Below are 23,003 nucleotides of genomic sequence, written 5' to 3' on the forward strand. Positions count from 1 at the left end.
AGCTCACGGGCCCCGTGAATAACGCGAGTTGCTTTTAGCCGGAATTGACCTCGACGTGGGAGCCGGACCGGGTCTTGCGGACGTGGATGCGGGCAGGGATGCGCTGGCGGAGTTCGGCGACGTGGCTGACGATGCCGACGATGCGGCCGCCCGCGCGCAGCCCGTCAAGGACGTTCATCACCTCGTCGAGCGTCTCCTCGTCAAGGGTGCCGAAGCCCTCGTCGACGAACAGCGCCTCCATCGGGGTGCCCGCCGACTCGGCGGTGACCACGTCGGCGAGGCCGAGGGCAAGGGAGAGGCTGGCCAGGAAGGTCTCGCCGCCGGACAGGGTGGCAGTGTCCCTGTCGATGCCGGTCCATGCGTCGCAGGCGAGCAGGGACAGGCCCGCCTTCGCGTTGCCCTTCCGCGCGTCGGAGTGGACCAGGCTGTAGCGGCCCGCGGTCATCGTGCGCAGCCGCTCGCTCGCGGCCGCGGCAACCTCTTCGAGCCGCGCCGCGAGGACGAAGCTGGACAGGGTCATCTTGTACTGGTTCGCGCCGCGGCCCTCGGCCAGATCGGCGAGCTGGCGGATCTGGCCGGCCCGTTCGCGCAGCGGCCCGAGTGCGCGCAGCGCCTGGTCAAGGCGCGGCCGCAGTTCCGCGAGCTGCCTGGCCCGGTGGCGTGCGGTGCCGAGCGCGGTATTGGCCTCGTCGTGCGCCTGATGTGCCGTGCCGGCCGCAGCTGCCGCTTCCGCCACCGGAGCCGGCGGGTCGAGGGCGACGTCGAGCTCGGGATCTGCGAGCTGTCCGGCCACCGCCGCCGCCTCGATCAGCACGTCCGCGAGCCGGGTCGCGTGCGCGATCGCGTCCGCCAGGTCACCGGCGTCGCCGAGCCTGGCGGCGAGCTCCGCGCGGTTCCGGGCGGCGCGCGACTCAGCGGCCTCGGCCTCGGCGATGGCGGCGAGTCGCTGCTCGGTCAGCTCGGCGAGCCTGGCCTGGCCGGCGGCGATGGACCGGTCAAGGTCGTCGAGCTCCCCTTGCCTGGCCGAGAGGGTCGCCGCGGACGCGCTCAGCAGGCTCGCTTCGGCCTCAAGCAGGTCCGCGCCGGCCTCCGCCGCTCGCACGGCACCGGCCAGCGCCTCGGCCCGCAGGACCGGCGCGTCGTCCGTGCCCGCGGCACGCGGAGCCCTGGCTTTCGCCGCCGCGGCGTTGCGGCGGTGCGTGCTCGGCTCGTCTGCGGGGTGCGTGCTCGGCTCGTCTGCGGGTGGCGTCTCGGCGATCGTCGGGTGTGACTCGAAGAAGCGGGCGGCGGTCAGGCGGCGGGTCAGGTCGGCGATCACGGCGTCGACGGCGGCCACCCGCTGGCCGGCCTGGTCGGCCGCGCGGGCCGCCTCGTCGGCGTGCGCGACGGCGGTGTCTTCTTCGCTGCGGCTGACCGGGGGGAAGGACTCGGCGTCGACCGGGTCGGGGTGGTCGAGTGAGCCGCAGACCGGGCAGGGACTTTCGTCGGTCATCTGGGCGGCGAGTTCGGCGCGCATGCCGTCGATGCGGGCGGCGCGGATGCGGAGCGCCTCGGCCTGCGCGGCGACGGCCTCCTCGCGGGCGGTCAGGTGCGCCTCACGCAACTCGCCTCGCCTGCCGTGCTCGGCGACCAGGGCGGCGGCGTCGCTGGCTACCAGGCGGGCGGAGTCCGCCCTGGCCCGGACGGCGGGGAGCGCACCCGCCGCCCGGGCGGCCTCGTCGCGGGCCTGCTCGGCCTCGGGGCGGGCGCCGCGGAGTCTCTGGACATCGGCGGTCAGGTCTTCTAGGTCGTCCTCGATGCCTGCCGCGCGGGCGCGGGCTGTCGTGGCGGACTCGTCCTCCACATCGGCCTGACGGGCCACGGCGCGCAGCGCCTCGAGCCGGCCTACCTGGGCCTGCTGCGCCTGGCCGGCCGCGCGCAGCGATGCCTGGTCGCCGGGCAGCCGCTGCAGTTCAGGCGTCGCGTCCTGGAGATCCCGCTGCCTGAGTAGCGCCCCCTGGCGACGGCGCTGGCGGTCGGCGAGCCGCTCGGCATGGGCCATGGCGGCAAGTGCCGTCTCCAGATCCGCCTTGCGGGCCGCCACCAGCGCCGCTGCCGCCTCCTGCTCGGCCACGGCCGCCCGTGAGAGGCCCGAGGCCCAGATGCCCTGCCAGCCGCTCGGGGTGCGTGAGACGTCGCCGGAGTCCGGCGTGAGCGTGTCGTGCAGGCCTACCGCTTCATGGGGGAGGGCGGAGGCGGACTCCGGGACCTCGACGTCGGCGGCCTGGGCTAGCTGGGCTACCAGGAGGGCTACGGAGTCTTCGGCGGTTGAGACTTCCTTGTCGGTGGCGCGGCGGCGGTCGGCTAGCCAGTCTTCTACCTGGCTGAAGCGGTCGGTGCCGAACAGCTTCTGGAGCAGGGCCTCCTTTTCCTGGGCCCTGGCGTGCAGGAACTGGGCGAACTGCCCCTGAGGCAGGAGGACTACCTGGAAGAACTGCTCGGCGGACATGCCCATCAGGTCGGCGATCTCGCGGTCGGCCTCGCCGAGGCGGCTGGACGTAACCGTCCAGCCGCCGTCGCGGTCCTGCTCCGCCAGGCGGATCGAGGCCTGGTCCTTGGTGGTACCGCCGCCTGACCTGCGGGGGCGGTCCTGTTCCGGCCGTCGGGTGATGCGCAGGCGGCGGCCGCCGATGGTGGCCTCGAGTTCCACCTCGGTGGCGACGCCGGCGGCGGCGTGGTCGGAACGCAGGCGCCTGGCGCTGCCGCGCTCGCCGGGAACCCGGCCGTAGAGGGCGAACGCGATCGCGTCGAGCAGCGTGGTCTTGCCCGCCCCCGTCTCGCCGTGCAGCAGGAACAGGCCGTCGAGGTCGTCGAAGACCACCTGTTCCGCGGCGGCGAACGCGCCGAAGGCGGTCACCCTGAGCCGGTGCGGGCGCATGGTCAGCCGTTCGCTTCCTGTGCCACGCGGACGGCGGTGAACGCCTGCTCAAGCAGGTCGCACTCGCCGGCGGACGGGACACCGCCGCGCACGTGCGCGACGAACTCGGCGGCGACCGTCAGGTCGTCGCGGCCCGCGACGCGCTCACGGTAGCCTCGCGGGTCGGCGGTCGCACCCGCGGGACGGAACTCCAGCGTCAGGATGTGCGGGAACCTGTCGCGCAGCTTGTCCATCGCCCCCTCGGGACGGACCGTGTCGGTGAGGGTCACGGCGAGGAAGTCCCGCTCGCGGCCGTCGTGCTCGCGGGAGGTCAGCAGCTCGTCGAGGCGGCCGGCCAGCACGGCGAGCCGCCGGAACACCGGGGCGGGGACCCACTCGGCGCTCACAGAACCGGCTGACGCGCCGCCTGCGTGGCCGGCGGCGCCCACCTCGACGAGCCAGCTGCCCTTGACCTGGTTCCGCTCGGAGAATGAGTAGGGCAGCGGCGAACCGCAGTAACGCAGGTGCCAGGCCAGGGTCTGCCTGCCGTGCAGGTGGCCGAGCGCGGCATAGCTGAATCCGTCGAACAGCGCCGACGGGACGTGGCCGATGCCGCCGACCGCGATGTCCCGCTCGGAGTCGCTCGCCTGCCGCCGCGCGGACTCCGCCCGTTCCGCGTCGTCCCGCCCGTTCGCCACCCAGGCGTGCGCCAGGACGACGGTGCGGTCCGCATTCCGCGCGGCGGCATCCGCCCGGATAAGACCAAGGGCCTCACGCAGAACGGTTGCGTGGCCCCGCGTCCCCGGCGCGGCATCCGGGGTGGGCGGGGTGGCCGCGGATGGCGCGGTGCCCTCAGGGACGGGGCCGTCAGGGATTGGGCCGCCAGGAATGGGGCCGCCAGCGGCGGTGCCGGGGACTGCGAGGGCGGGTTCCAGGTACGGAATCCCGTAGACGGCGACCTGGCCGTGCGCGTCGTCAAGGAGGACCGGCTCCGCGAGCGCGGCAGGCCGGGTCCGCAGGTGCACACCCGACGCGTCGATGAGCGAGCTGTTCACGCCGAGCCTGCGGGCCGAGTCGTGGTTGCCGCTGATCAGGATCACCCGGGCGCCGGCCGCGCGGAGCCTGGCCAGCGCGTCCTCGTACAGCGCCACCGCGTCGAGCGGCGGGATCGCGCGGTCGTAGACGTCGCCGGCCACCAGCACCGCGTCCACCCGCTCGGACCGCGCCGTCTCCACCAGGTGATCGAGGAAGGCGGCCTGTGCCTCCCTCAGGTCTGCCCGGTGCAGGGACCGCCCCAGGTGCCAGTCCGAGGTGTGCAGGAACCGCATGGCAAGGACGGTAGCGAACCCGTCGGACATTCGCGGACACCTGACGAGGGTCACTCAGTAGACGCAGGGGATGCCGTACTTGGCCTTCGCCTTCGCCGCCCACTGTCGGGTTCCCGGCGGTGCCGGCCGTGTACCCCTTGGCCGCGAGGGCCGTCAGCACGCTACCCGCCGTGCCCGACGGCGCGCCGTTGTTGATCACGTTCACGGTGACCTTGGCCGCGGGCAGCGCCGTCGGGGCCGGCTTGCCGTGCGCCTTCGCTGCTGACGAGGTGCTGCTCTTAGCGGAGTTACGGCCCTTGGCGGAACTGGCCGGCTTGGTGATGCCGGCCCCGGGCGGGGCCGAGAATGCCCGCTGCACAATCCGCTGGATGTTGCGGGTGTCGACCGTGGACACTGCTCCGACGCCGTTGGGGGCGGTCTCCGCCCCGGTCGTGGGCAGCGTGGCGAGCCTGATGCTCGACGGGGGTCAGGCCGCTGATCTCGCCGCCGAACTGGATCAGGTCCCAGTTCCTGGGGATCTGCACGTACTTCTTGGCGCTGCTCAGCAGCGCGCCCAGCTTGCCGACGTCGGACAGGACTCCGCCGGTCTTCAGGTTGTTCACCACGTAGTCGATCACGGCCTGCTGGCGGTAGGTGCGGCCGGTGGCGCCTCCCACGACGGGGTCGCTCAGGTTCGCGTCCTTGGCGAGGTATCCGCTCGGCATCTACTGCGCCATCGCATAGCCGTAGGCGTTGTCGATCTTGCTCGGGCTGGCGCCGAGGCCCATCGTCCCGACCATCGGCACGTAGGCGTCCCGGGGGATGGAGAAGCCAACCGCCTTCCGGCCGCCGGCGAAGATGTGCAGCAGGATCAACGTGTTGGCGGCATTCCCGCCGTTGCCGTCGGCGGCCGTCCCGATGTGGGTGACGACGCCGATGTGATGGTCAACCGACGTCCCGTCCCAGTAGGTCCGCGACTCCAAGCCGATGATCAGGATGTTCATCGGGCCCGTGGAGGGTCCACCGGACAGATTGGGGGACGTGCCGGGGGAATTGACCGCCCTGGTCCCGTAGTACGCCACACCGCTCACGAGCATGACGACCGCCGCGACAACGCATCCCAGCCCGTACAGGGCCTTTCCCACCAGCGTCTTAAACCCCAGCACGCGACCTCCGTGTCAGTGCCCGTCAAGGTTACCGGGCGAGCCGGCGCCGCAGCGAACACCTCGGACATTCGGCTGCGACACCCGGGCACGAGTCAGCCGGGATTCCTATGCGGGGTGGCGGCAGCGACGAGAGCGCCGGCGCAGCCGGCCGCTGCGCACAGGATCAGGGCGCCTACGTAGCCGACGGCGGCGGGAGCCCCGGTGCCGGCCTGCACGGAGGACACAATGACCGCGGCGGCCAGCTGGGTGCCGAGAGCGCCCCCCGCGTTGCGCACCACGGTGTTCACCGCGGTGGCCGAGCCGGTGCGGGCGGCGGGCACCGCGGCGACGACCTGGTTCGGCAGCGCCACGAGGCACAGCCAGAAGCCGACGCCGAGCACAGTGGTGGCCGCGTATACCTGCCACGGTGCGGCGTGCCACAGGGCGAGGCTCGCGAAGCCCGCCGCGCAGCTCACCTGGCCCGCGATCAGCTGCGACCGCAGGCTGAACCGGCGATGCAGCATCCCGGCCGCCGGGGCGAGCAGCAACTGCGCCGCCGCGGTGGGGAACATGAACAGGCCCGCACCCATGACCGACGCGCCGAAGCCGTAGCCGAGCCGCGCGGGCGCCTGGACAAGCTCGGGGATGATCAGGAACGAGGCATACATGCCGACGCCGGTCAGCAGGGCCGCCGCGTTCGCGGGCCACACACCGCGCAGCCGCATCAGGCTCATGTCCACCAGCGGACTCGCGCTGCGTGACTCCATGCGGCCCCAGGCAAGCAGCACGAGCGCGCCGGCCGCGAGCAGGCCAAGCGTCCTGGCGCTCGCCCAGTGCCAGGACGCGGACTGGGCCACCGCCATCAGCACCGCGGCGAGGCCGGCCGCCATCAGCAGGCTTGAGCGCCAGGGGACCCGCTCGCGGGACCGGGCGGCACCGTCGGCCGGGATGTACACGGCCGCCAGCACGAGCGCGGCGGCGATGACGGTGAGGGGCAGCCAGAACAGCCACTGATAGGACAGCCGGGTCATGATCGGTCCCGGCAGCACGAGGCCGAGGCCGCCGCCGATGCCGAGCAGCGACGACACCAGGCCGATGCCGGCCGGGACCCGCTCGCGCGGCAGGCGGTCCCTGATGATCGCGAATGCCAGCGGGTAGATGCCGCCCGCGGCGCCCTGGATCACCCGTCCGGTGACGAGCTCGGCCAGGTTCCCCGCGAGGGCGCAGACCAGCGTGCCCGCCGCGAAGGCGGCCAGGCTGGCCAGCATCATGCGCTTCTTGCCCGCCACCTCGCCGAGCCTGCCGATGACCGGGGTGAGGATGCTGGCGCTGAGCAGGTAGGCGGTGGAGATCCAGGCGGCGCCGTCCGCGTTGACGCCGAGACTGGCTTGGATCCGCGGCAGGGCCGGGATGACCAGCGCCTGCATCATCGCGAAGACGGTGCCGGCCAGCGCCAGGACGGCGAGCAGCGCGTTCGCGCGGGCCGGCGGTGCGCCGGCCGGATCGCGGGTAACGAGGTAGGTCTGCGGTTGTGCGGTAGTGCTCACGAGAGCCTCCGAGGCTTGGTCCAGGTGCTTCGGACCCACCCTCAGGGCTCCAGCCAGGGGAGAGTCAACACGCGCCGTGCCGCTTGACCCTCCCCTGGGTGGAGAGCCGAGACTTCTGCTATGCAGCGGCTTTCCATCGGGGCGTTCGCACGCCTCACCCACCTCAGCGTCAAGACGCTCCGGTACTACCACGACGTGGGTCTGCTTGAGCCCGCCCTGGTCGACCCGGACAGCGGTTACCGCTACTACCAGCCGGGCCAGGCGCACTCCGCGCAGCTTGGCAGGCGGTTCCGCGATCTCGGACTACCGGTGGCCGACGTGAAGGCCGTCCTCGCCGCCCCCGACCTCGCCGCGCGCGACGTGATCCTGGCCGGCCATCTCGACCGGCTGCGCGACCAACTGCGGCAGACCGAAGCCGCGGTCGACTCGCTGCGCCGGATGCTCGACGGCGGCCCGCCGGCCGGCGCCATCGAAGAGCGGCTGCTCGACGGCGGCCCAGCGGTCTCCGCCGCCACCTACCTGGCGAGAACCGACATCGACTCCTGGTTCTTCGACGCCCTGGCCGGCCTGCGAGCCACCGCCGTCGCGGCCGGGCTTGAGCAGACCGGGCCCGCGGGCGGCCTGTACGACGACGAGCTGTTCACCCAGGACGCCGGGCATGCGCGCGTCTACCTGCCGGTCAGGGACTCCCCCGCCCTTGACGGCACCGGCGCGCGCTGGGAGCTGCCGGCCGGCCGGTTCGCCGTCGCGTTGCACGAGGGCCCGCACCGCGACGTCGACCGCACCTACGCCGCGCTCGGCACGTACGCCGGCGCGCACGGCCGTGACGGCACCGGGCCGGTGCGGGAGCGGTACCTCACCGACCCGCTCGACAACCGTGACAGCACGCAGTGGCGGACCGAGGTCTGCTGGCCGCTCGCCCCCTGGCAGGCCTGAGAAAGTCGTTAGCTCGGGAAATGAATTATGTTTCCGCGGTGTTGCTGTGGTTTGACGCGGGGTGGCTCCAGTGACCCGGATCACAGGGACCTGGACCGGCCGACGGGGACGGGAACGAGCGGACGCGGAGTGGAATGAGCATCGGAAACCGGCACGACGAGGTGCTTTCTGCGAACCAGGGGCGCTGGATCCGGCGGCTCGCGAGGTACTGCTGGCGGTTCAAGCGGGATGTGATCATCTCGCTCGGCGGGTCGCTGCTGTTCACGGCGACCGCGCTGCTGATACCGCTGCTGCAGCGGTCGATCATCGACAACGTCATCGTGTCGCCCAAGGAGTCGGTCTGGCCGCTCGCGATCACGCTCGGCGCGGCCGCCATCGCCGGGTTCATCGGCGTCTACCTGCGCAGGTACCGCGGCGGGAAGATGGCGCTCGACGTGCAGCACACCATGCGCACCGACCTGTTCGAGTCGCTGTCCAGCCTGGACGGCGCCCGGCAGGACGAGATCCACACCGGGCAGCTTGTCGGCCGGTCGATCTCCGACATCAACATGGTGCAGGGGCTGCTGCAGTGGGTGCCGCTGCTGCTTGGCAGCCTGCTGCTCTTCGTCTTCTCGCTGGTCATCATGATCATCCTGTCGCCGCTGCTTTCCCTGGTGGCGCTCGCGGTGGCCCCGGCACTCTGGCTGATCGCCCAGGCGTCACGGCGCCGCCTGTTCCCGGCGTCCTGGCACGCGCAGCAGGTCGTCGGCGATGTCGCGGGGATCGTCGACGAGGCCATCGGCGGGGTCCGCGTGGTCAAGGGGTTCGGCCAGGAAGAGCAGGAAATGGAGCGGATGGAGGAGGCGAGCAGGGAACTGTTCGGCTCCCGGCTCCGGATGATCCGGCTCACCGCCAGGTACAACCCAGCACTGACCGCGATACCGAACCTGGGCCTGGTCGGCGTGCTCGCGCTCGGCGGCTGGCTTGCCATCCACGGCGACGTCACGCTCGGCACCTTCCTCGCCTTCTCCAGCTACCTGGCGCAGCTCACCGGGCCGGTGCGGATGCTGACCAGCCTGGTGACCATCGGGCAGGAGGCGCGCGCCAGCGTCATCCGGGTGTTCGAGGTCATCGACTCCAAGCCGACGATCACCGACAAGCCGGACGCCGCCGAGCTTCCCGCGGACGCGAACGGTATCGAGTTCGACGATGTCAAGTTCGGCTACGTGCCGTCGCAGCCGGTGCTGCGCGGGCTTTCGCTGACCGTCCGGCCCGGCGAGACCGTCGCCGTCATCGGGCCGTCAGGGTCCGGCAAGTCCACGCTGTCCCTGCTGCTCCCCCGGTTCTACGACGTGCGCGGCGGCGCGGTGAAGATCGGCGGCCACGACGTCCGCGACGTCACCCAGGAGTCGCTGCGGTCCGCGATCGGCATGGTGATGGAGGAATCCTTCCTCTTCTCCGACAGCGTCGCCGCCAACATCGCCTACGGGCGGCCCGACGCCACCAGGGAGCAGGTTGTCGTGGCGGCGCGGGCCGCCGAGGCGGACGAGTTCATCCGCGAACTGCCCGACGGCTATGACACCGTTGTCGGCGAGCAGGGCCTCACGCTGTCCGGCGGGCAGCGTCAGCGGGTCGCGCTCGCCCGGGCGCTGATCACCAACCCGCGGCTGCTGCTGCTCGACGACGCCACCTCCGCGGTCGACCCGCGGATCGAGGCGGAGATCCACGCCACGCTGCACCGGGTGATGGCCGGGCGGACCACACTGCTCATCGCGCACCGCAAGTCCACGCTTAACCTGGCCGACCGGATCGCGGTGCTCACCGCCGACGGCCGGGTCGCGGATATCGGCACCGACAAGGAGCTCACCCAGCGCTGCGAGCTGTACCGGGTGCTGATCACCGGGCCCGGCGAGGGCGTCGAGGGCGCGGACGCGGGCGAGCTGCCCGGTGTCGCGGTGGCCGCCGAGGCGAGCGCCGACACTGCGAGCCAGGACGGAGGCCAAGGCGCGGCGGGCCAGGGCGCGGCGGGGAGGCTCACCGCCGTGAGCGTTGACGCGGAAGGCCAGGACGCGCCGCGCCAGATCGGGGCGGCAGCGCTCAGGGCCGTGGGCGCCGATGCCGGTCAGGGGAACGGGGCGCGGTGGTCGGAGCCACGCAACCGTTCGGCGGCTGGGTCTAGGGACGTGGCGGCGAGCCGCGCGCTCACGGCGGCACCAGCCGTCGGACGCGGTGGTGCGTCGGTACGCGGCGGGCGCGCGGGCCGCGGCGCGGCGGGCGGCGCGCACATGGACGGAATGATCGGTTCGGTGCCGCCGAGCCCCGAGCTGCTCGCCAAGGTGGCGGAGCTGCCGCCCATCAAGGACGAGCCGCGGGTGGACCTGGGCAGAGCGCGGGCCGCCGACCACCGGTTCACGCTGCGGCGGCTGCTCGCGCCGATCGCGGTGGCGCTGATCGCCGGGCTCGTGCTCGACGGGCTCGACGCCGCGGCCAACTTGGCGCTGCCCGCGCTTGTGCGGGGCGGCATCGACTCCGGCGTGCAGGACAAGGCGTTCCACTTCGTCCTGCTGATGGCCCTGGCGGGTCTCGGGATCGTGCTCGGCGACTGGGTGGTCAACGCGGCGGAGACCATGGTGGTCGGACGCAACGGCGAGCGGCTGCTTTACACGCTGCGGGTGAAGCTGTTCGCGCAGCTGCAGCGGCTCGGGCTCGACTTCTACGAGCGCGAGCTGAACGGCCGGATCATGACCAGGATGACCAGCGACGTGGACGCGCTGTCCACCTTCCTGCAGACCGGGCTGGTGACGATGGTGAGCTCGCTGCTGACCTTCGCCGGGGTGCTCGTCGCGATGCTAGTGATCAACGTGCGGCTCGGGCTGCTCGTGCTGGCGATCGTGCCGGTGCTCGCGGTCGCGACCGTGGTGTTCCGGCTGAAGTCGTCCAAGGCCTACACCGAGGCGCGGGAGCGGATCTCGGTGGTCAACGCGGACCTGGCGGAGAACGTGGCCGGACTGCGGGTCACCCAGGCGTTCCGCCGCGAAGGCACCAACAGGGACCGGTTCGCCGGCCGCTCGTTCGCCTACCGGCAGTCGCGGCTGCGGGCGCAGCGGTACATCGCGCTGTACTTCCCGTTCGTGCAGGCGCTGTCCACGCTGGCCTCCGCGCTCGTGCTGGTGGTCGCGGTGAGCCAGGTGCGGTCGGGCGCCCTGTCGGTCGGCGCGCTGATCGCCTACCTGCTGTACATCGACATGGTGTTCGCGCCGATCCAGCAGCTGTCGCAGGTGTTCGACGGGTACCAGCAGGCCTCGGTCGGCCTGGCGCGGATGAAGGACCTGCTGCGGCTGCGCACCTCCGTGCCGGAGGCTCTGCCCGACGATGTGGTGCCGGTGCCAGCTTCCGGGTTCCGCGGCGAGATCACGCTGCGGGACGTGCGGTTCTCCTACACGACGGGGTCGGCGCTTTCCGGCCAGGCACAGTCCGGCACTGGCGAGAACGCGCGGGCGGCCGAGGCCATCGGCGGCGTCTCCTTCACCATCGCGCCAGGCGAGACGGTGGCGCTCGTCGGGCAGACCGGCGCGGGCAAGTCCACCATCGTGAAGCTGATCGCCCGGTTCTACGACGTGACGGGCGGCGCGGTGCTGGTCGACGGGGTTGACGTGCGCTCCTACGACCTGACGGAGTACCGGCACCGGCTCGGCGTGGTGCCGCAGGAGGCGTACCTGTTCACCGGCACGGTCGCGGACGCGATCGCGTACGCGCGGCCGTCCGCGTCGCTGGACGAGATCGTCGGTGCCGCGCAGGCGGTGGGCGCGCACGAGATGATCATGCGGCTGCCCGGCGGGTACGACCACGAGGTCGGCGAGCGCGGGCGCAACATGTCGGCCGGCCAGCGGCAGCTCATCGCGCTCGCCCGCGCGGAGCTCGCCGACCCGGACATCCTGCTGCTCGACGAGGCGACCGCCGCGCTCGACCTGGCATCGGAGGCCGCGGTCAACGCGGCCACGGATCAGCTTGCCCTGCGGCGGACCACGATCGTGGTCGCGCACCGGCTGACCACGGCGGCGCGCGCCGACCGGATCATCGTGATGGACCGCGGGCGGGTCGCCGAGACCGGCACGCACGACGAGCTGCTCTCGCGGGACGGCGTCTACGCCGGCCTGTGGGCGGCGTTCGTCGGCGAGACGGAGTACGCCGCCTAGGCGTGGCAGGCTCAACGAAGACTGGGTGTACTTCACGACCGTATGTGGTCGGAAGTACACCCGCTCTTTTTCGGCTGGGGCTGTGGTGACTGGGGTTAGTCAGGGGGCGGGAGGGACGGGCCCTGGAGGAGAGCCCCGCCGTCGATCGGGTAGATGCCGCCGGTCATGAAGCTGCCGGCGTCGGAGGCGAGCAGCAGGGCGAGGCCGCGGATCTCCTTGGGGTCGCCCATCCGGCCGAGCGGGACCACCGCGCTCCACATCGCGTCGGCCTCGGCCGAGGTCGGCTCCTTGCCGCCCAGGTGCGTCTTGAACGGGCCCGGGGCGATCGCGTTGACGCGCACGCCCCAGCGGGCCAGGTCGTGCGCCGCCTGCTTGGTGAAGTTGACGACGGCCGCCTTGGCGATCGCGTAGGAGTACGGCGTGTACGGGTCGTTGCGCATGCCCGCCGTGGAGGCGGTGGTGACGATCGAGCCCGAGCGCTGCTTTTTCATGTGCCGCGCCGCCGCCTGCACGGTGTACACGACGCCGTGCAGGTTCACGTCGATGAGCGCCTTGTAGGCGGCCATGTCCATGTCGTCGAGCCAGCCCGCGGGCAGCAGCGGCGGGCGGCCGCGGGCGATGCCCGCGTTGGCGAAGACGATGTCGATCTTGCCGTGGGTGGCCACGACGCGGTCGACAAGCTCGCTGACCGCCCTCGGGTAGCTGACGTCCGCGCCCCGGCCGCTGACGAGCGGCGGGCCCTTCATGCCGCCGGTTTCCGAGACGCCGCGGTGCGGGGGTTCACGCCCGGCCGCGAGCCCGGCTTCGCCGAGCGAGCGGACCGCCTTCTCCAGGGCGTCGTTGTCCCAGTCCGCGATGACCACGTTGGCACCGGCCTGCACCAGGATCTCGGCGAACGCGTAGCCGAGGCCGGACGCTCCCCCGGTGACCAGCGCGACCTTGCCGCGGACCGAGAACAGGTCGTCGACGACGCTCATCAGGCGGCCCGGCGCCGCTTGAAGAACCGGTCGCGGTTCACCTTCGGGATCGTGACCGACGCGACAAGCGCGGCACCGTAGAAGATCTGCTGGTAGTAGCTCTGCGCGCCGAGCAGTTCGAGTCCGACGGTGCCCGTCGCGAGGAAGTAGACCGCGATGAGGGCGCCAAGCGGGTTGATGCGACCCGGCTTGATCGCGGTCGCTCCGAGGAAGACGGCAGCGTAGGCCGGCAGGATCAGGGCGCTGCCTGCCCCTGGGTCCACCGTCCCGTTGGTGCCCGCGTAGGCGATCCCCGCGACGCCCGCGATGGCCGCGCCGATGATGTAGGCCCACGCCCGCTGGCGGTTGACCCGGACGCCGCTCAGCCGTGCCACCTCGCGCGACTGCCCGATCACGAGGGCCTTCTGCCCGGTCGGCGTGAAGCTGAGCACGTACCAGACGACGAGGAAGATCGCCAGGCCGTAGTAGAACTCGAGCGGCATCGACAGGAACTCGTTCGTGAAGATCCAGTTCGACAGGTTGGTCGAGACGATCCCGACGCTGTTGTTGCCGGACACGATGTAGATGACGCCCTGCACGATCGTCATCGTGCCGAGCGTCACGATGAACGGGTCGTTGTCGAAGTACACCACGAAGAAGACGTTGACCAGGCCGACCACGACCGCCGCGCCGATCCCGGCAAGGCAGGCGACAAGGACCGGCGTTCCGTGCTGCACGTTGAGCACGGCCAGGGTCATCGCGGACAGTCCGAGCGAGGAGCCGAGCGACAGGTCGACGAAGTCGCCCACCACCGTCGGCAGCAGCACGGCCATCACCAGGATGAACAGCACCGCCTGGGAGCCGAGGATGTTGGAGAGGTTGCCGACCGTAAGGAACAGGCTGGGCATGTCTATGCCGAACCCGGCGATCAGGGCGGCGAACACGATGACGATCGCGTAGCGCTGAAGCCCCACGCGCAACAGCGCCGATGGCGCCGGCCGCTCCGCCCGGTGGTCCTCCTGCCGGGCCTCATCGACTGGAGCTGGCGCGCTCATCTGTTGTCCTCCCTGGTCTGCCGCAATGCCGCGGCACTGATTGCTTCCTCGGTCAGCTCTTCGCCGGCCAGCGTCGCGGTGTGCCGCCCCTGGGTGACGACGATCACCCGGTCGCAGACCTCCGCCAGCTCACCGAACTCCGTTGTCACCCACAGCACCGCCATGTGATGCAGGGCGGCGGCCGATTGGACGAAGCGGTAGATGTCACGCCTGGCGCCCACGTCGACGCCCTGCGTTGGCTCATGCAGCAGCAGCAGCCTCGGCCTGGCGAGCAGCCACTTCGCGATCAGCGCCTTCTGCTGGTTACCGCCGGAGAACGTCGAGACGACGCTGTGCGCCCAGGGCGGCCGGATCAGGAACCGCCTGATGGCCTCGCGCGCGAGGGTGACGAGCTCGCCGCGGTGGAAGACGCCGCGCCTGAAGTGCTCGCCCTCGACGAGCATGACGATGTTCTCCCACAGCGTCAGCGACTGGCTCAGTCCCTGCACCGCACGGTCCGCGGGGACCAGGGCGATGCGCTCCCGCACGCTGCGCTGCGGGCTGAGCCCCGCGACGCCCATGGTCTCGGCGCCAAGGCGCAGCGTGCCGAACCCGGCCGGGCGCGCGCCGAACAGCAGGTACGGCAATTCCTCGGCGCCGGAGCCGATGAGGCCGGCCACGCCGAGTATCTCCCCGGCGCCGATCTCGAACGACAGGTCGTGCAGCCGCTCGTCGGTCAGGTGCTCGACGATCACGCTCTCACCCGCCGCCACCGCGGCCTGGTCGCCCGCGGACTCCATCGCCGCCAGCGTCAGCGCGACCGCGTGCTGGTCCTCGACCGGCGCCAGTACCGGCTGCGCGCTGTCGCCGTTCCGTGCGGGCGCCCCGACGATGAGGTCGACAAGCTCCTCCTCGCGGATGTCGGCGGTGACCTCCTCGCCGAGGACCCTGCCGTCCCTGAGCACGACGACGCGGTCGGTGATCGCGCGGACCGCCGTCAGGTCGTGCGAGATGAACAGCACCGCCGCCCCCTCGGCCACCACGGTCCTGATGAGGTCGAAGAGCCGGTCGACTTCCTCCTCGGGCAGGAACACGGTGGGCTCGTCGAGCACGAGCACCGAATGCTTGTAGCCGCTTCGCGTGCGGTACCTGCGGAGGTCTTCCGCTGCCCGGACGATCGCCAGCCGCGCCTGGTCGACCGGCGCCAGTTCGCCCGTCCGCCGGTCGAGGTCGAGCCTGACGTCATAGCGGTCGAGCACGGCCGCAGCGGTCTTGTGCTCCGCGATCCAGTTGATCGGCTCCCACGCGCTCAGGCCGCCGCCGATGCGCTGGCTGAGCGTCAGGTTCTCCAGGACGCTAAGCCCGGGCGCGAGCGCCAGGTTCTGGTACACGAAGCTGAGCCCGATCTGGCTCGCCTGGCCGGGGGCAAGCGGCAGCGCGACCTCCTCGCCGCCCACGAACAGGCGTCCGCCCGGTTCCGGGTCGTAGACCCCGGCAAGCACCTTGACCAGCGTCGACTTGCCCGAGCCGTTCTGCCCGAGCAGCCCGAGCACCTCGCCGTGCGCGAGGCTCAGGTCGACGCTGTCCAGCGCCCGGTTACTGCCGAAGTCCTTGGAGATGCCGCGCACCTCGACGGCGGGCACAGCCGCTGCCTGCTCGCCGGTCGCAGGAGGTTCCTGCAGGCTAACGCCATTGTCTGAGTCGCCCGGCGTTCCGCTGTCCGGCAACACACGCCTCCTGTCTGTCATACACAATTTCGTCCGCGCGGTCGGCCCCGCATTTGGGGGCCAACCGCGCGGACATCGGGGGGTACGGGGGGTCGTCCCCCCGGGAGATACGGAGTGCTGGGCGCCCGATACGATGGCGCTTCTTGCCATCGGGCGCCCGGCACTACGACTTTCCGACCATGGCGCCGTTCAGGGTCGACGCCGCGTGCAGCGCGCTGCCCGACAGGGCAGGCAGCCCGAGCAGGTCGCGGAAGCCGTTGACCCAGTCATCTCCGAAGCCGCCGGTGTTCAGGACCTCGACGGCGTTGTCCGGCGTGATGATCCGGTCCGGGCCGATGGCCTTGTCGTAGGAGATGGGCGCCAGCTTCTCAAGACCGCGGACGGCCTGCAGGAACAGCAGGTAGCCGGTCCACGGCGGTGACTCGCTGACGTCGCTCTGGATGATGTTCTTGCCCGGGCTGGCGGTCTGCAGCTGAACGAACGGCGTGCCGCCGCCGAAGGCGAGGTACGTCTTCACGTCGGTGCGGTGCGCGGCCTGGATGCCCGCGAGCACGTAGGTCAGCTCGCCCGCGTAGTCGGGGAACAGGACGTTCGCGTCGGGGTACTTCAGCAGCTGGGAGGTCACGGTGCTGGCGATCTGCGTCTGCCAGTCGGGCACCTCGACGTTGACCTCGGTCAGGGTGGAGCCTGGGTCGTCCTTCGCCAGCTCGGCCTTGATCGCGGCCTCCTCGATCGCCGTCGCCGGCCCCGTCGCGAGTGACGTGATCGCGATGGCGTGGAACGGCTTGCCGCCGTGCTGCTCGATCGCCTGCTCGGCCGCCAGGGTGGCGTCGAGCGCATAGGGGTCATCGGTGTTGTACGTGGTCCCGGCCCGCTTGTCCTGGTCCGGGGTTCCGCCGTAGACGCCCACCACGATGCCGGCCTTCTGCGCCTGGGCGATCGCCGGCGCGCTGGTCGACGGGTCCATCGCGCAGCCCATGATGATCGCCGCGTATCCCTGGTGGATCGCGTTCTCGATCGCGGTGTTGTGATCGGCGGTCGAGCCCTGGTTGTCGAAGATCGTCGGCACCATGCCCGCGGCCTTGGCGAAGTCAGAGGCCGCCTGCGCGATCTCCTCGCACGCGGCAAGCGCGCTGACGCCGGGGATGATCATGATCTTCTTCCCGGCCAGGTTCGCGATGCTGGGGATCTTGCCGCCGTAGTTGGGCCCGTAATCGCCGAAGTTCGGCTCCGCCGCGTACTTGTTGACGTCGGCCAGCAGCGCGGAGACGCCCGCACCGGTTGACGACGCGCCTGAGCTCGCCGTCGCCGCGGCGCTCGCGCTGCTGGGTGAGGCGGCCGGGGTGCTGCTTGTCGATGTGCTTGGAGTAGTGGTTGAACTGCTCGACGAGCACGCCGCGAGCAGCACCGCCGCGACCACCGCCAGGCCACCGAATGCGGCCCTTGCCGCCCGGTGATTGCGTTTGCTTATCCCATCCATGCGCCCTCGCATTTACATCTTGGGGGGTCCACCAGACCACTTAGCCCACAGAGTTGTAGGGCGGCTCTCGGACTGTCAACAGGCCTGTTGACAAAAACCGGTCTCGCTTCGGTTTCTATCATCGGGCCAGTACCGCAGCGGCCGGAACGTTGTCTTCCCAGCACATAGCCATGACCTGCGAACGTCTCATTAACAGGTATCTTCATTCACCCGCCTTATGAGGGGCATAACTGAGAACGATTTAAGCAGTAAATCCTTGTGGGCCGGCACAGTCAGATCGACTGCCGCGCTGATAACGCGGCATATTGTCAACAAGTTGCGGCGAATTTAGGCTGGGCGTCATGCCAGCAGACATCACCCTTGAGCGAGGCCGGGCGCTGACCGAGGCCGAGCTCCTGCGCAGGGCCGACTGGGTCAGGCTGCAGACGATCGACCTGATCGCCCAGGCCGGCCTCGGCCACTACTCGTCCACGTTCTCCTGCGCGGAGCTCGTGGCGACCCTGTACTACCACGCGCTGCGGCTGCGGCCCGCCGAGCCGAACTGGCCGGACAGGGACCGCTTCCTGCTCGGCAAGGGCCACGTGGCCACCGGGCTCTGGCCGGTGCTCGCCGACCTCGGCTACTACCCGCACGACTGGCTCAAGCAGTTCGGCAAGGTCGGCTCGCCGCTCAACGACCACCCGAACATGAAGCTCGCGCACGGCATCGACTTCTCTTCTGGCTCGCTCGGGCACAACCTGTCGGTCGGCGCGGGCATGGCGCTCGCCGCCAGGCTCACCGGCCGCGACTACCGGACCTTCGTGCTCACCGGCGACGGTGAGCTGCAGGAGGGCCAGGTCTGGGAGGCCGCGATGGCCGCCTCGCACTACAAGCTCGGCAACTTGGTCGCGATCATCGACGCGAACGGCTTCTCCGGCGCCGGGCCGACGTCGCAGGCGATGAACATCGAGCCGCTCGCCAAGCGTTTCGAGGCCTTCGGGTGGACGGTGCGCGAGATCGACGGGCACCACGCACCCGTTCTGCTGAGGACTTTTGATGAACTGCCGGATCCCGCGAGTGAAGAGCCGGTCGCGATCATCGCGCGGACGCGCAAGGGGCACGGCGTCGAGTTCATGGAGAAGCAGCCGCAGGCCTGGCACCTTGGCCTGCTCAACGCGGAGCAGTATGCCGACGTGGTCGCGGAGATCTCCGCCCGGATGGAGCTGGCCAATGGCTGAGAAGAAGATGGTCGACGTCTTCAGCGACGTCGAGCGCGAGACCGCCATGACCGCGAACCCGGCGGGCTACGCGGTGACCGAACTTGGCGCGGAGGACGAGCGGATCGTCACGCTGGCCGCGGACATGTCCAACACGGTCGCCGAGTTCATCGCGAAGTTCCCCGAGCGGTACATCGAGTGCGGCATCGCGGAGACGAACTCGGTATCCCTTGCCGCGGGCCTGGCCAGCGCGGGTCTCATCCCGTACATCTACTCGATGTCGCCGTTCGGCATGCTGAAGACCTGCGAGCAGTGGCGCACCGACGTGGACTACAACCATCTGCCCGTCCGCCTTGTCGGCCGGCTGTCCGGGCTCGCGATGGGGTACTTCGGCACCTCGCACTACGCGGTCGAGGACATCGCCATCGCGCGGACCATGAATAACACGGTGGTGCTGTCCCCCGGCGACGCTGCCTCCTGCGTCAGCCTGATGCGGTCCACCGCGTCGCTCGAGGTCCCGGTGTACATCAGGATCGCCGAGGCTGTCTCGCGGGTATACGACGAGGCGCCTGACTACGAGTTCGGTAAGTGGCCGCGGCTGCGGACCGGCTCGGACGTCACGCTGATCGGGCACGGGATGGGCCTGGGGCTGTGCGCTGCCGCCGCTGAGGCCTTGTACGAGCACGACAGCATCGAGGCTGACGTGTTCGACGCCGCGTACTTGCGGCCGTACGACGAGACGGCGCTGCTGGCGAGCGCCGCGAAGACTGGTCATGTGCTGACCGTCGAGGAGCACAGCGTGGCCGGCGGGCTCGGCTCCCTGGTCGCCGAGGCCATCGCGCGGGCCGGGCTGTCGGTCCGGCTCGGCCAGGTGGCGCTCCCGGACAAGGACCTTGAGGTTGGCGTGCCCGCCGACCTGTACGAGTACTACGGACTTACCCCGTCCAACGTGGCCGCCAAGGCCCGTAGCCTGGTCAGGAGGTGACCATCTTCGATGCTTGAGCCGCTGCTCGACCCGACAGGAGACGGCGACCGGGGGACCAACACGTCCCTCGCGCAGCCCCGGCCGCAATCACTCGCGGGCCTCACCGTGGGCCTGCTCGAGAACGCCAAGCCGAACGCGACGGTGCTGCTCGAGGCCGTCGCCAGGGAACTGAAGGACAAGTACGGCGTCCGGGAGGTCCGGATGTTCCGCAAGGGTTACTTCGGCACCCCCGTCGAGGAATCCGTCGTTCAGCAGATGCTGCACAACTGCGACTTCGCCGTCGCGGCCATCGGTGATTGAGGCTCGTGCAGCGCGGCCAGTTTGGCCGATGGGATCGTGCTGGAGCGGGCTGGCATCCCGGCTGTCAGCATCTGCACAACTGCTTTCCGTATCACCGCCGAGGCGATGGCCAGGTCGCTCGGGTTCCCCGGCTACCAGTACGTGACCGTGCCGCACCCGGTCGCGTCGCGGACTCAGGAGGAGATTGACGAGATCGCCGCGGTAGCGCTGCCGGAGATCGTCCGCGTCCTTGGCGCGGGCCTGACCATCCGGCCGTCCAGCACGTCCGGCACGTCCGGCTGAGGAGGTCACCCGCATGAGTTCAGAACAACCGGTCATCGACGACGCGCTGCTTGTGGACGTGGCCGAGTTCCGCCGGGTGCAGGAGTACTACCAGGAGCGCGGCTGGACCGACGGGCTGCCCGTCGTCCCGGTCACGGCGTCGTACCTGTCCGAGTTCCTCGCGTTTACCGCGCGGGATCCGGACGAGGTGCTGATCGACATGCCGCACCTCAACAAGGCGCTGACAGTGCGGCTCGCCGCGGTCAGCGCGGCACTGGCCGGCTGCCTGCCGTCCTATTTCCCCGTCGTACTGGCCGCGTGGGACGCGTTCAAGCGCGACGGCATGGTGTCGCGTTCGATCTGGCAGTCGACTACGGGAACGGCGCCGTTCTCGGTCCTGTTCGGGCCGCTGCGGACGACCCTCGGGTTCAACTCGCGCGGCAATGTGTGGGGTTCCGGGTTCCGGGCCAACGCCACGGCCGGCCGGGCCATCAGGCTCGGCGCGATCAACGGGCTCGGGCTGAAGCCGCACGAGTTCGACCAGGCGACCCAGGGCAACCCGGCCAAGTACTCCTGCTTCATCGCGGAGAACGAGGAGGACTCGCCCTGGCCGTCGCTCGCCGCCGACAACGGGTTCGCGGCTGGCGATTCCGCGGTCACCTCGACGGTCATCCGCTCCGTGCTGCACGTCGAGGCCAGGCACACGATCGTGCCCGAGCAGCTGGCGCAGGACTTCGCCGATTCGCTGTGCCGTACCGGAGCGCTGGTTCGGCCGATCGCGGCGGGGTTCATCGTGCTCAACTCCGAGCACGCCCGGATGTTCGACAAGCATGGCTGGTCCAAGAACGACGTGCGGCAGGCGATCGTCGACCGCGGCTCGCGGACGTACCGGTCACTCGCCGCGGCCGGCAAGGAGGCGATCGCCAAGGGCACCGGGTGGCGGCTGCCCGCCGACCACCCGGACGCGATCCCGGCCGAACCGCCAGCTGATCTCGACACTCCCGTGCGGTTGCTGCAGTCGATCGACTCGGTGCAGATCGTCGTCGCCGGCGCGCCGAACGCCGGGGTGTCGTCCATCGTGGAGACGTTCGGCTTCTGGGACCGGCCGCTGGCGATCGTCAAGGTCGAGGAGAAAGATCGTTAAGCCGATGCCCGTGTCATTACCGGGGCTCCCACCCCGGCAATGACACGGGAATCTTCGCGATGATCTTCGCCGGTGGCCAGATGCTGCCCTGGGTACCTACTTCCGCGGCGTTCGGTACCTAATTCCGGCGCCGTCGCGTACCTAATCGCGACAGGCATAACCCGATCCCGGACATGGCGTCGTACGGTGGCAGTCGTACGACTCGTCCGGCTACAGACCGTTGGGCAATTGCCGGCGGCCTTCGTGGTTTCAGGCGGACGATCGTGGGCAATCGAGGCAAGTTCCGTTCCGGCGAGGAGGAGCTTTCATGCCGCGGCCACGCACGCGTCGCATCGCTCTGCGAGCGGCTCAGGGCGTGATGGCGGTTGCCGGAATCTTCTTCGTCATGCTCATCTTCGCGCGGCAGGCGCATGCGGATACCGGTTCGTCGCCGGCTCTTCCGGCGCTTCCGGCCGTGACGGCGCCCGTGACCGCGGCGGCAGCGCAGGTCACCTCGACCGCGACGAGCGCACCCTCAGGCTCTCCGGCAGCTGGTACAGGCTCGGGCGCGGTAGCCAACGGGCCTGGTTCGGGTCCAGGCACAGGCGCCGTCGGCTCGGGGACCGGGACCACTGGGTTTGCCGGCTCCAGCGGCACGGGCGTCTCGGCCTCCGCGAGCGGCGCCGGTTCGGTGGTGACTGGTTCCACGCCGGTCGCGACGCCAACCGCAGTCGCCGGCTCGACCGCCTCCGGCGCCGCTCAGGCGGTTGGCGCGCTGATTCCCTCGGCCACGGTGCCAGCGATTCCCTCGGCCACCGTGCCGCCGCCGACTGCTACGCAAGGCGTAGCCGGGTCGGGCGCCGGCGCGGCCGTTCCGGTGGCGCCGGTCACTGGCGCGACAGCCCCAGTCGTGAAGGCGGTCACTCGCACACTGGCACCGGTCACCGCCGTGACAGCCCCGGTCGTCAAGACCGTCACTCGCACACTGGCACCCGTCACCGCCGTGACAGCCCCGGTCGTGAAGACCGTCGGCGACACACTGGCACCCGTCATCGCCGTGACGGCCCCGGTCGTCAAAACGGTCACTCGCACACTGGCACCCGTCACCGCCGTGACGGCCCCGGTCGTCAAGACCGTCACTGACACGATCACGGGCGTGACCGCTCCGGTTGTCAAGGTCACCGTGAAGGCGCTGGCGCCGGTTACGGGGACGCTGATCCAGATCGTGCAGCCGATCGTGGGCGTGGCAACTCCGGTCGTGGGCGTAGCAACTCCGGTCGTGCGGATCGTCGACACGCTGACCCCGATCACCGCGCCCCTGGCGCCCGTCGTCGGCACGGTCATTCCCAGCGTGACGACTCCCGTCGGCACGCTGGTTCCACCTGCCAGCCCGAAGGTGCCGGGCTCCGGTAAGACCCCGGTAACGGGCCACGGCAGGGCCGGCGTCGTATCGCCGGTCGTCCGGCTGCCGCACGCCGGCCGCCCGGGCAGCCGCTCCGGCCGCGTAGTGCGGGGTGTGCGCCTGCCGCTGGCGACGACCAGGAGTGCCGCGTCAGCCGCGGCCGCCGGACGCGCGGCGTCGGCGCTTGGCGCCGGGCGGGCCACGGCGGCAGGCAGGGGCGGCGGCGTCCCGGCGGCCCCGGCGCTTCCCCAGGCCCCTGCCGGGCCAGCGGCGCCGGGCGGTGGCGCGAACGGCGCAGGCGCCGGCGGTGCCGCAGGGGGCGGCGGAAACGGCGGCAGCGGAGTGTCCGGCGGCGTCACCGCCGCACTGCTCGCACTGCTCGTCCTTGTCCTGCTATGGCTGGCGCGTCTTCCCGACGCGATGCCGGTCTGGCGTGCCTTCCTGCCGGAGGTGCCGCCAGCTTAAGTCCTTTCCTTCCCACTGGTTCGTGCCCTTGGCGCCGGCCAGCAGCCTCCGGCGCTGATTCCCTGAGG

At 70.8% G+C, this 23,003-nt stretch carries 16 protein-coding genes and 1 pseudogene; 7 read left to right on the forward strand and 10 right to left on the reverse strand.

Features of this window, described 5'->3' with window-relative positions:
• Positions 1-34 precede the first annotated feature (34 nt).
• The 6 genes and pseudogenes from EAS64_RS33105 to EAS64_RS33125 form a co-directional block, all read right to left on the reverse strand.
• Positions 35-2,917 (reverse strand): AAA family ATPase, encoded by a 2,883-nt coding sequence (locus EAS64_RS33105; protein ID WP_145859461.1) that lies wholly within the window; start codon positions 2,915-2,917, stop codon positions 35-37.
• A 2-nt stretch (positions 2,918-2,919) separates the two neighbouring features.
• Positions 2,920-4,224, reverse strand: a complete 1,305-nt coding sequence (locus tag EAS64_RS33110) for an exonuclease SbcCD subunit D (protein WP_145859990.1) — start codon at positions 4,222-4,224, stop codon at positions 2,920-2,922.
• A gap of 67 nt (positions 4,225-4,291) precedes the next feature.
• A pseudogene (locus tag EAS64_RS47730) lies at positions 4,292-4,618 on the reverse strand (LytR C-terminal domain-containing protein); the annotation flags it as partial.
• Positions 4,512-4,928, reverse strand: coding sequence for an LCP family protein (locus EAS64_RS44040; protein ID WP_187366348.1), 417 nt, complete (start codon positions 4,926-4,928; stop codon positions 4,512-4,514). The gene EAS64_RS44040 and the pseudogene EAS64_RS47730, both read right to left, overlap by 107 nt.
• Positions 4,929-5,369 (reverse strand): LCP family glycopolymer transferase, encoded by a 441-nt coding sequence (locus EAS64_RS33120; RefSeq protein ID WP_145859462.1) that lies wholly within the window; start codon positions 5,367-5,369, stop codon positions 4,929-4,931.
• Between the two features lie 92 nt (positions 5,370-5,461).
• Positions 5,462-6,895 carry an MFS transporter gene (locus EAS64_RS33125; RefSeq protein WP_145859464.1) on the reverse strand — a complete coding sequence of 478 codons (1,434 nt, stop codon included), beginning with the start codon at positions 6,893-6,895 and terminating at the stop codon, positions 5,462-5,464.
• Positions 6,896-7,015: 120 nt separating this feature from the next.
• Between EAS64_RS33125 and EAS64_RS33130 the strand changes: the two genes are divergently transcribed.
• Entirely contained in the window at positions 7,016-7,831 is an 816-nt protein-coding gene (locus tag EAS64_RS33130; protein ID WP_145859465.1) for a MerR family transcriptional regulator, read from the forward strand.
• Between the two features lie 134 nt (positions 7,832-7,965).
• Positions 7,966-12,006: an ABC transporter ATP-binding protein gene (locus tag EAS64_RS33135; RefSeq protein WP_145859467.1), complete on the forward strand. Its 4,041-nt coding sequence runs from the start codon at positions 7,966-7,968 to the stop codon at positions 12,004-12,006.
• Between the two features lie 95 nt (positions 12,007-12,101).
• On the opposite strand, the gene EAS64_RS33140 is transcribed toward EAS64_RS33135, so the two are convergent.
• From EAS64_RS33140 to EAS64_RS33155, 4 genes are all read right to left on the reverse strand, one after another.
• Positions 12,102-12,983: an SDR family NAD(P)-dependent oxidoreductase gene (locus EAS64_RS33140; RefSeq protein WP_145859469.1), complete on the reverse strand. Its 882-nt coding sequence runs from the start codon at positions 12,981-12,983 to the stop codon at positions 12,102-12,104.
• Positions 12,983-14,017, reverse strand: coding sequence for an ABC transporter permease (locus tag EAS64_RS33145; RefSeq protein ID WP_145859471.1), 1,035 nt, complete (start codon positions 14,015-14,017; stop codon positions 12,983-12,985). Before EAS64_RS33145 ends, EAS64_RS33140 begins: the two co-directional genes overlap by 1 nt.
• Complete coding sequence (locus EAS64_RS33150; RefSeq protein WP_187366349.1) at positions 14,014-15,723, reverse strand: sugar ABC transporter ATP-binding protein; 1,710 nt, start codon at positions 15,721-15,723, stop codon at positions 14,014-14,016. Before EAS64_RS33150 ends, EAS64_RS33145 begins: the two co-directional genes overlap by 4 nt.
• A gap of 163 nt (positions 15,724-15,886) precedes the next feature.
• A complete protein-coding gene (locus EAS64_RS33155; RefSeq protein WP_187366350.1) occupies positions 15,887-17,203 on the reverse strand; it encodes a sugar ABC transporter substrate-binding protein in 1,317 nt (438 codons plus the stop codon).
• A gap of 341 nt (positions 17,204-17,544) precedes the next feature.
• On the opposite strand from EAS64_RS33155, the gene EAS64_RS33160 reads away from it, so the two are divergent.
• From EAS64_RS33160 to EAS64_RS33185, 5 genes are all read left to right on the forward strand, one after another.
• A complete protein-coding gene (locus EAS64_RS33160; protein ID WP_145859476.1) occupies positions 17,545-18,420 on the forward strand; it encodes a transketolase in 876 nt (291 codons plus the stop codon).
• Positions 18,413-19,384 (forward strand): transketolase family protein, encoded by a 972-nt coding sequence (locus EAS64_RS33165; protein WP_187366351.1) that lies wholly within the window; start codon positions 18,413-18,415, stop codon positions 19,382-19,384. Before EAS64_RS33160 ends, EAS64_RS33165 begins: the two co-directional genes overlap by 8 nt.
• Positions 19,385-19,393: 9 nt before the next feature.
• Positions 19,394-19,966, forward strand: a complete 573-nt coding sequence (locus EAS64_RS46950; protein WP_273701387.1) for a UGSC family (seleno)protein — start codon at positions 19,394-19,396, stop codon at positions 19,964-19,966.
• 13 nt (positions 19,967-19,979) lie between these two features.
• Positions 19,980-21,089: a hypothetical protein gene (locus EAS64_RS33180; protein WP_145859482.1), complete on the forward strand. Its 1,110-nt coding sequence runs from the start codon at positions 19,980-19,982 to the stop codon at positions 21,087-21,089.
• Positions 21,090-21,396: 307 nt separating this feature from the next.
• Positions 21,397-22,935: a ribonuclease E domain-containing protein gene (locus tag EAS64_RS33185; RefSeq protein ID WP_145859484.1), complete on the forward strand. Its 1,539-nt coding sequence runs from the start codon at positions 21,397-21,399 to the stop codon at positions 22,933-22,935.
• Positions 22,936-23,003 lie beyond the last annotated feature (68 nt).

Source organism: Trebonia kvetii (genome assembly GCF_007827045.1).
GTDB classification, from domain to species: domain Bacteria; phylum Actinomycetota; class Actinomycetes; order Streptosporangiales; family Streptosporangiaceae; genus Trebonia; species Trebonia kvetii.

Excerpts from the sequence above, each read along its gene's own strand:
- EAS64_RS33105 (WP_145859461.1), bottom strand. The coding sequence starts at position 2,917 with ATGCGCCCGCACCGGCTCAGGGTGACCGCCTTCGGCGCGTTCGCCGCC.
- EAS64_RS33110 (WP_145859990.1), bottom strand. The coding sequence starts at position 4,224 with ATGCGGTTCCTGCACACCTCGGACTGGCACCTGGGGCGGTCCCTGCAC.
- EAS64_RS44040 (WP_187366348.1), bottom strand. The coding sequence starts at position 4,928 with ATGCCGAGCGGATACCTCGCCAAGGACGCGAACCTGAGCGACCCCGTC.
- EAS64_RS33130 (WP_145859465.1), top strand. The coding sequence starts at position 7,016 with ATGCAGCGGCTTTCCATCGGGGCGTTCGCACGCCTCACCCACCTCAGC.
- EAS64_RS33135 (WP_145859467.1), top strand. The coding sequence starts at position 7,966 with ATGAGCATCGGAAACCGGCACGACGAGGTGCTTTCTGCGAACCAGGGG.
- EAS64_RS33140 (WP_145859469.1), bottom strand. The coding sequence starts at position 12,983 with ATGAGCGTCGTCGACGACCTGTTCTCGGTCCGCGGCAAGGTCGCGCTG.
- EAS64_RS33145 (WP_145859471.1), bottom strand. The coding sequence starts at position 14,017 with ATGAGCGCGCCAGCTCCAGTCGATGAGGCCCGGCAGGAGGACCACCGG.
- EAS64_RS33155 (WP_187366350.1), bottom strand. The coding sequence starts at position 17,203 with ATGGATGGGATAAGCAAACGCAATCACCGGGCGGCAAGGGCCGCATTC.
- EAS64_RS33160 (WP_145859476.1), top strand. The coding sequence starts at position 17,545 with ATGCCAGCAGACATCACCCTTGAGCGAGGCCGGGCGCTGACCGAGGCC.
- EAS64_RS33165 (WP_187366351.1), top strand. The coding sequence starts at position 18,413 with ATGGCTGAGAAGAAGATGGTCGACGTCTTCAGCGACGTCGAGCGCGAG.
- EAS64_RS33180 (WP_145859482.1), top strand. The coding sequence starts at position 19,980 with ATGAGTTCAGAACAACCGGTCATCGACGACGCGCTGCTTGTGGACGTG.
- EAS64_RS33185 (WP_145859484.1), top strand. The coding sequence starts at position 21,397 with ATGCCGCGGCCACGCACGCGTCGCATCGCTCTGCGAGCGGCTCAGGGC.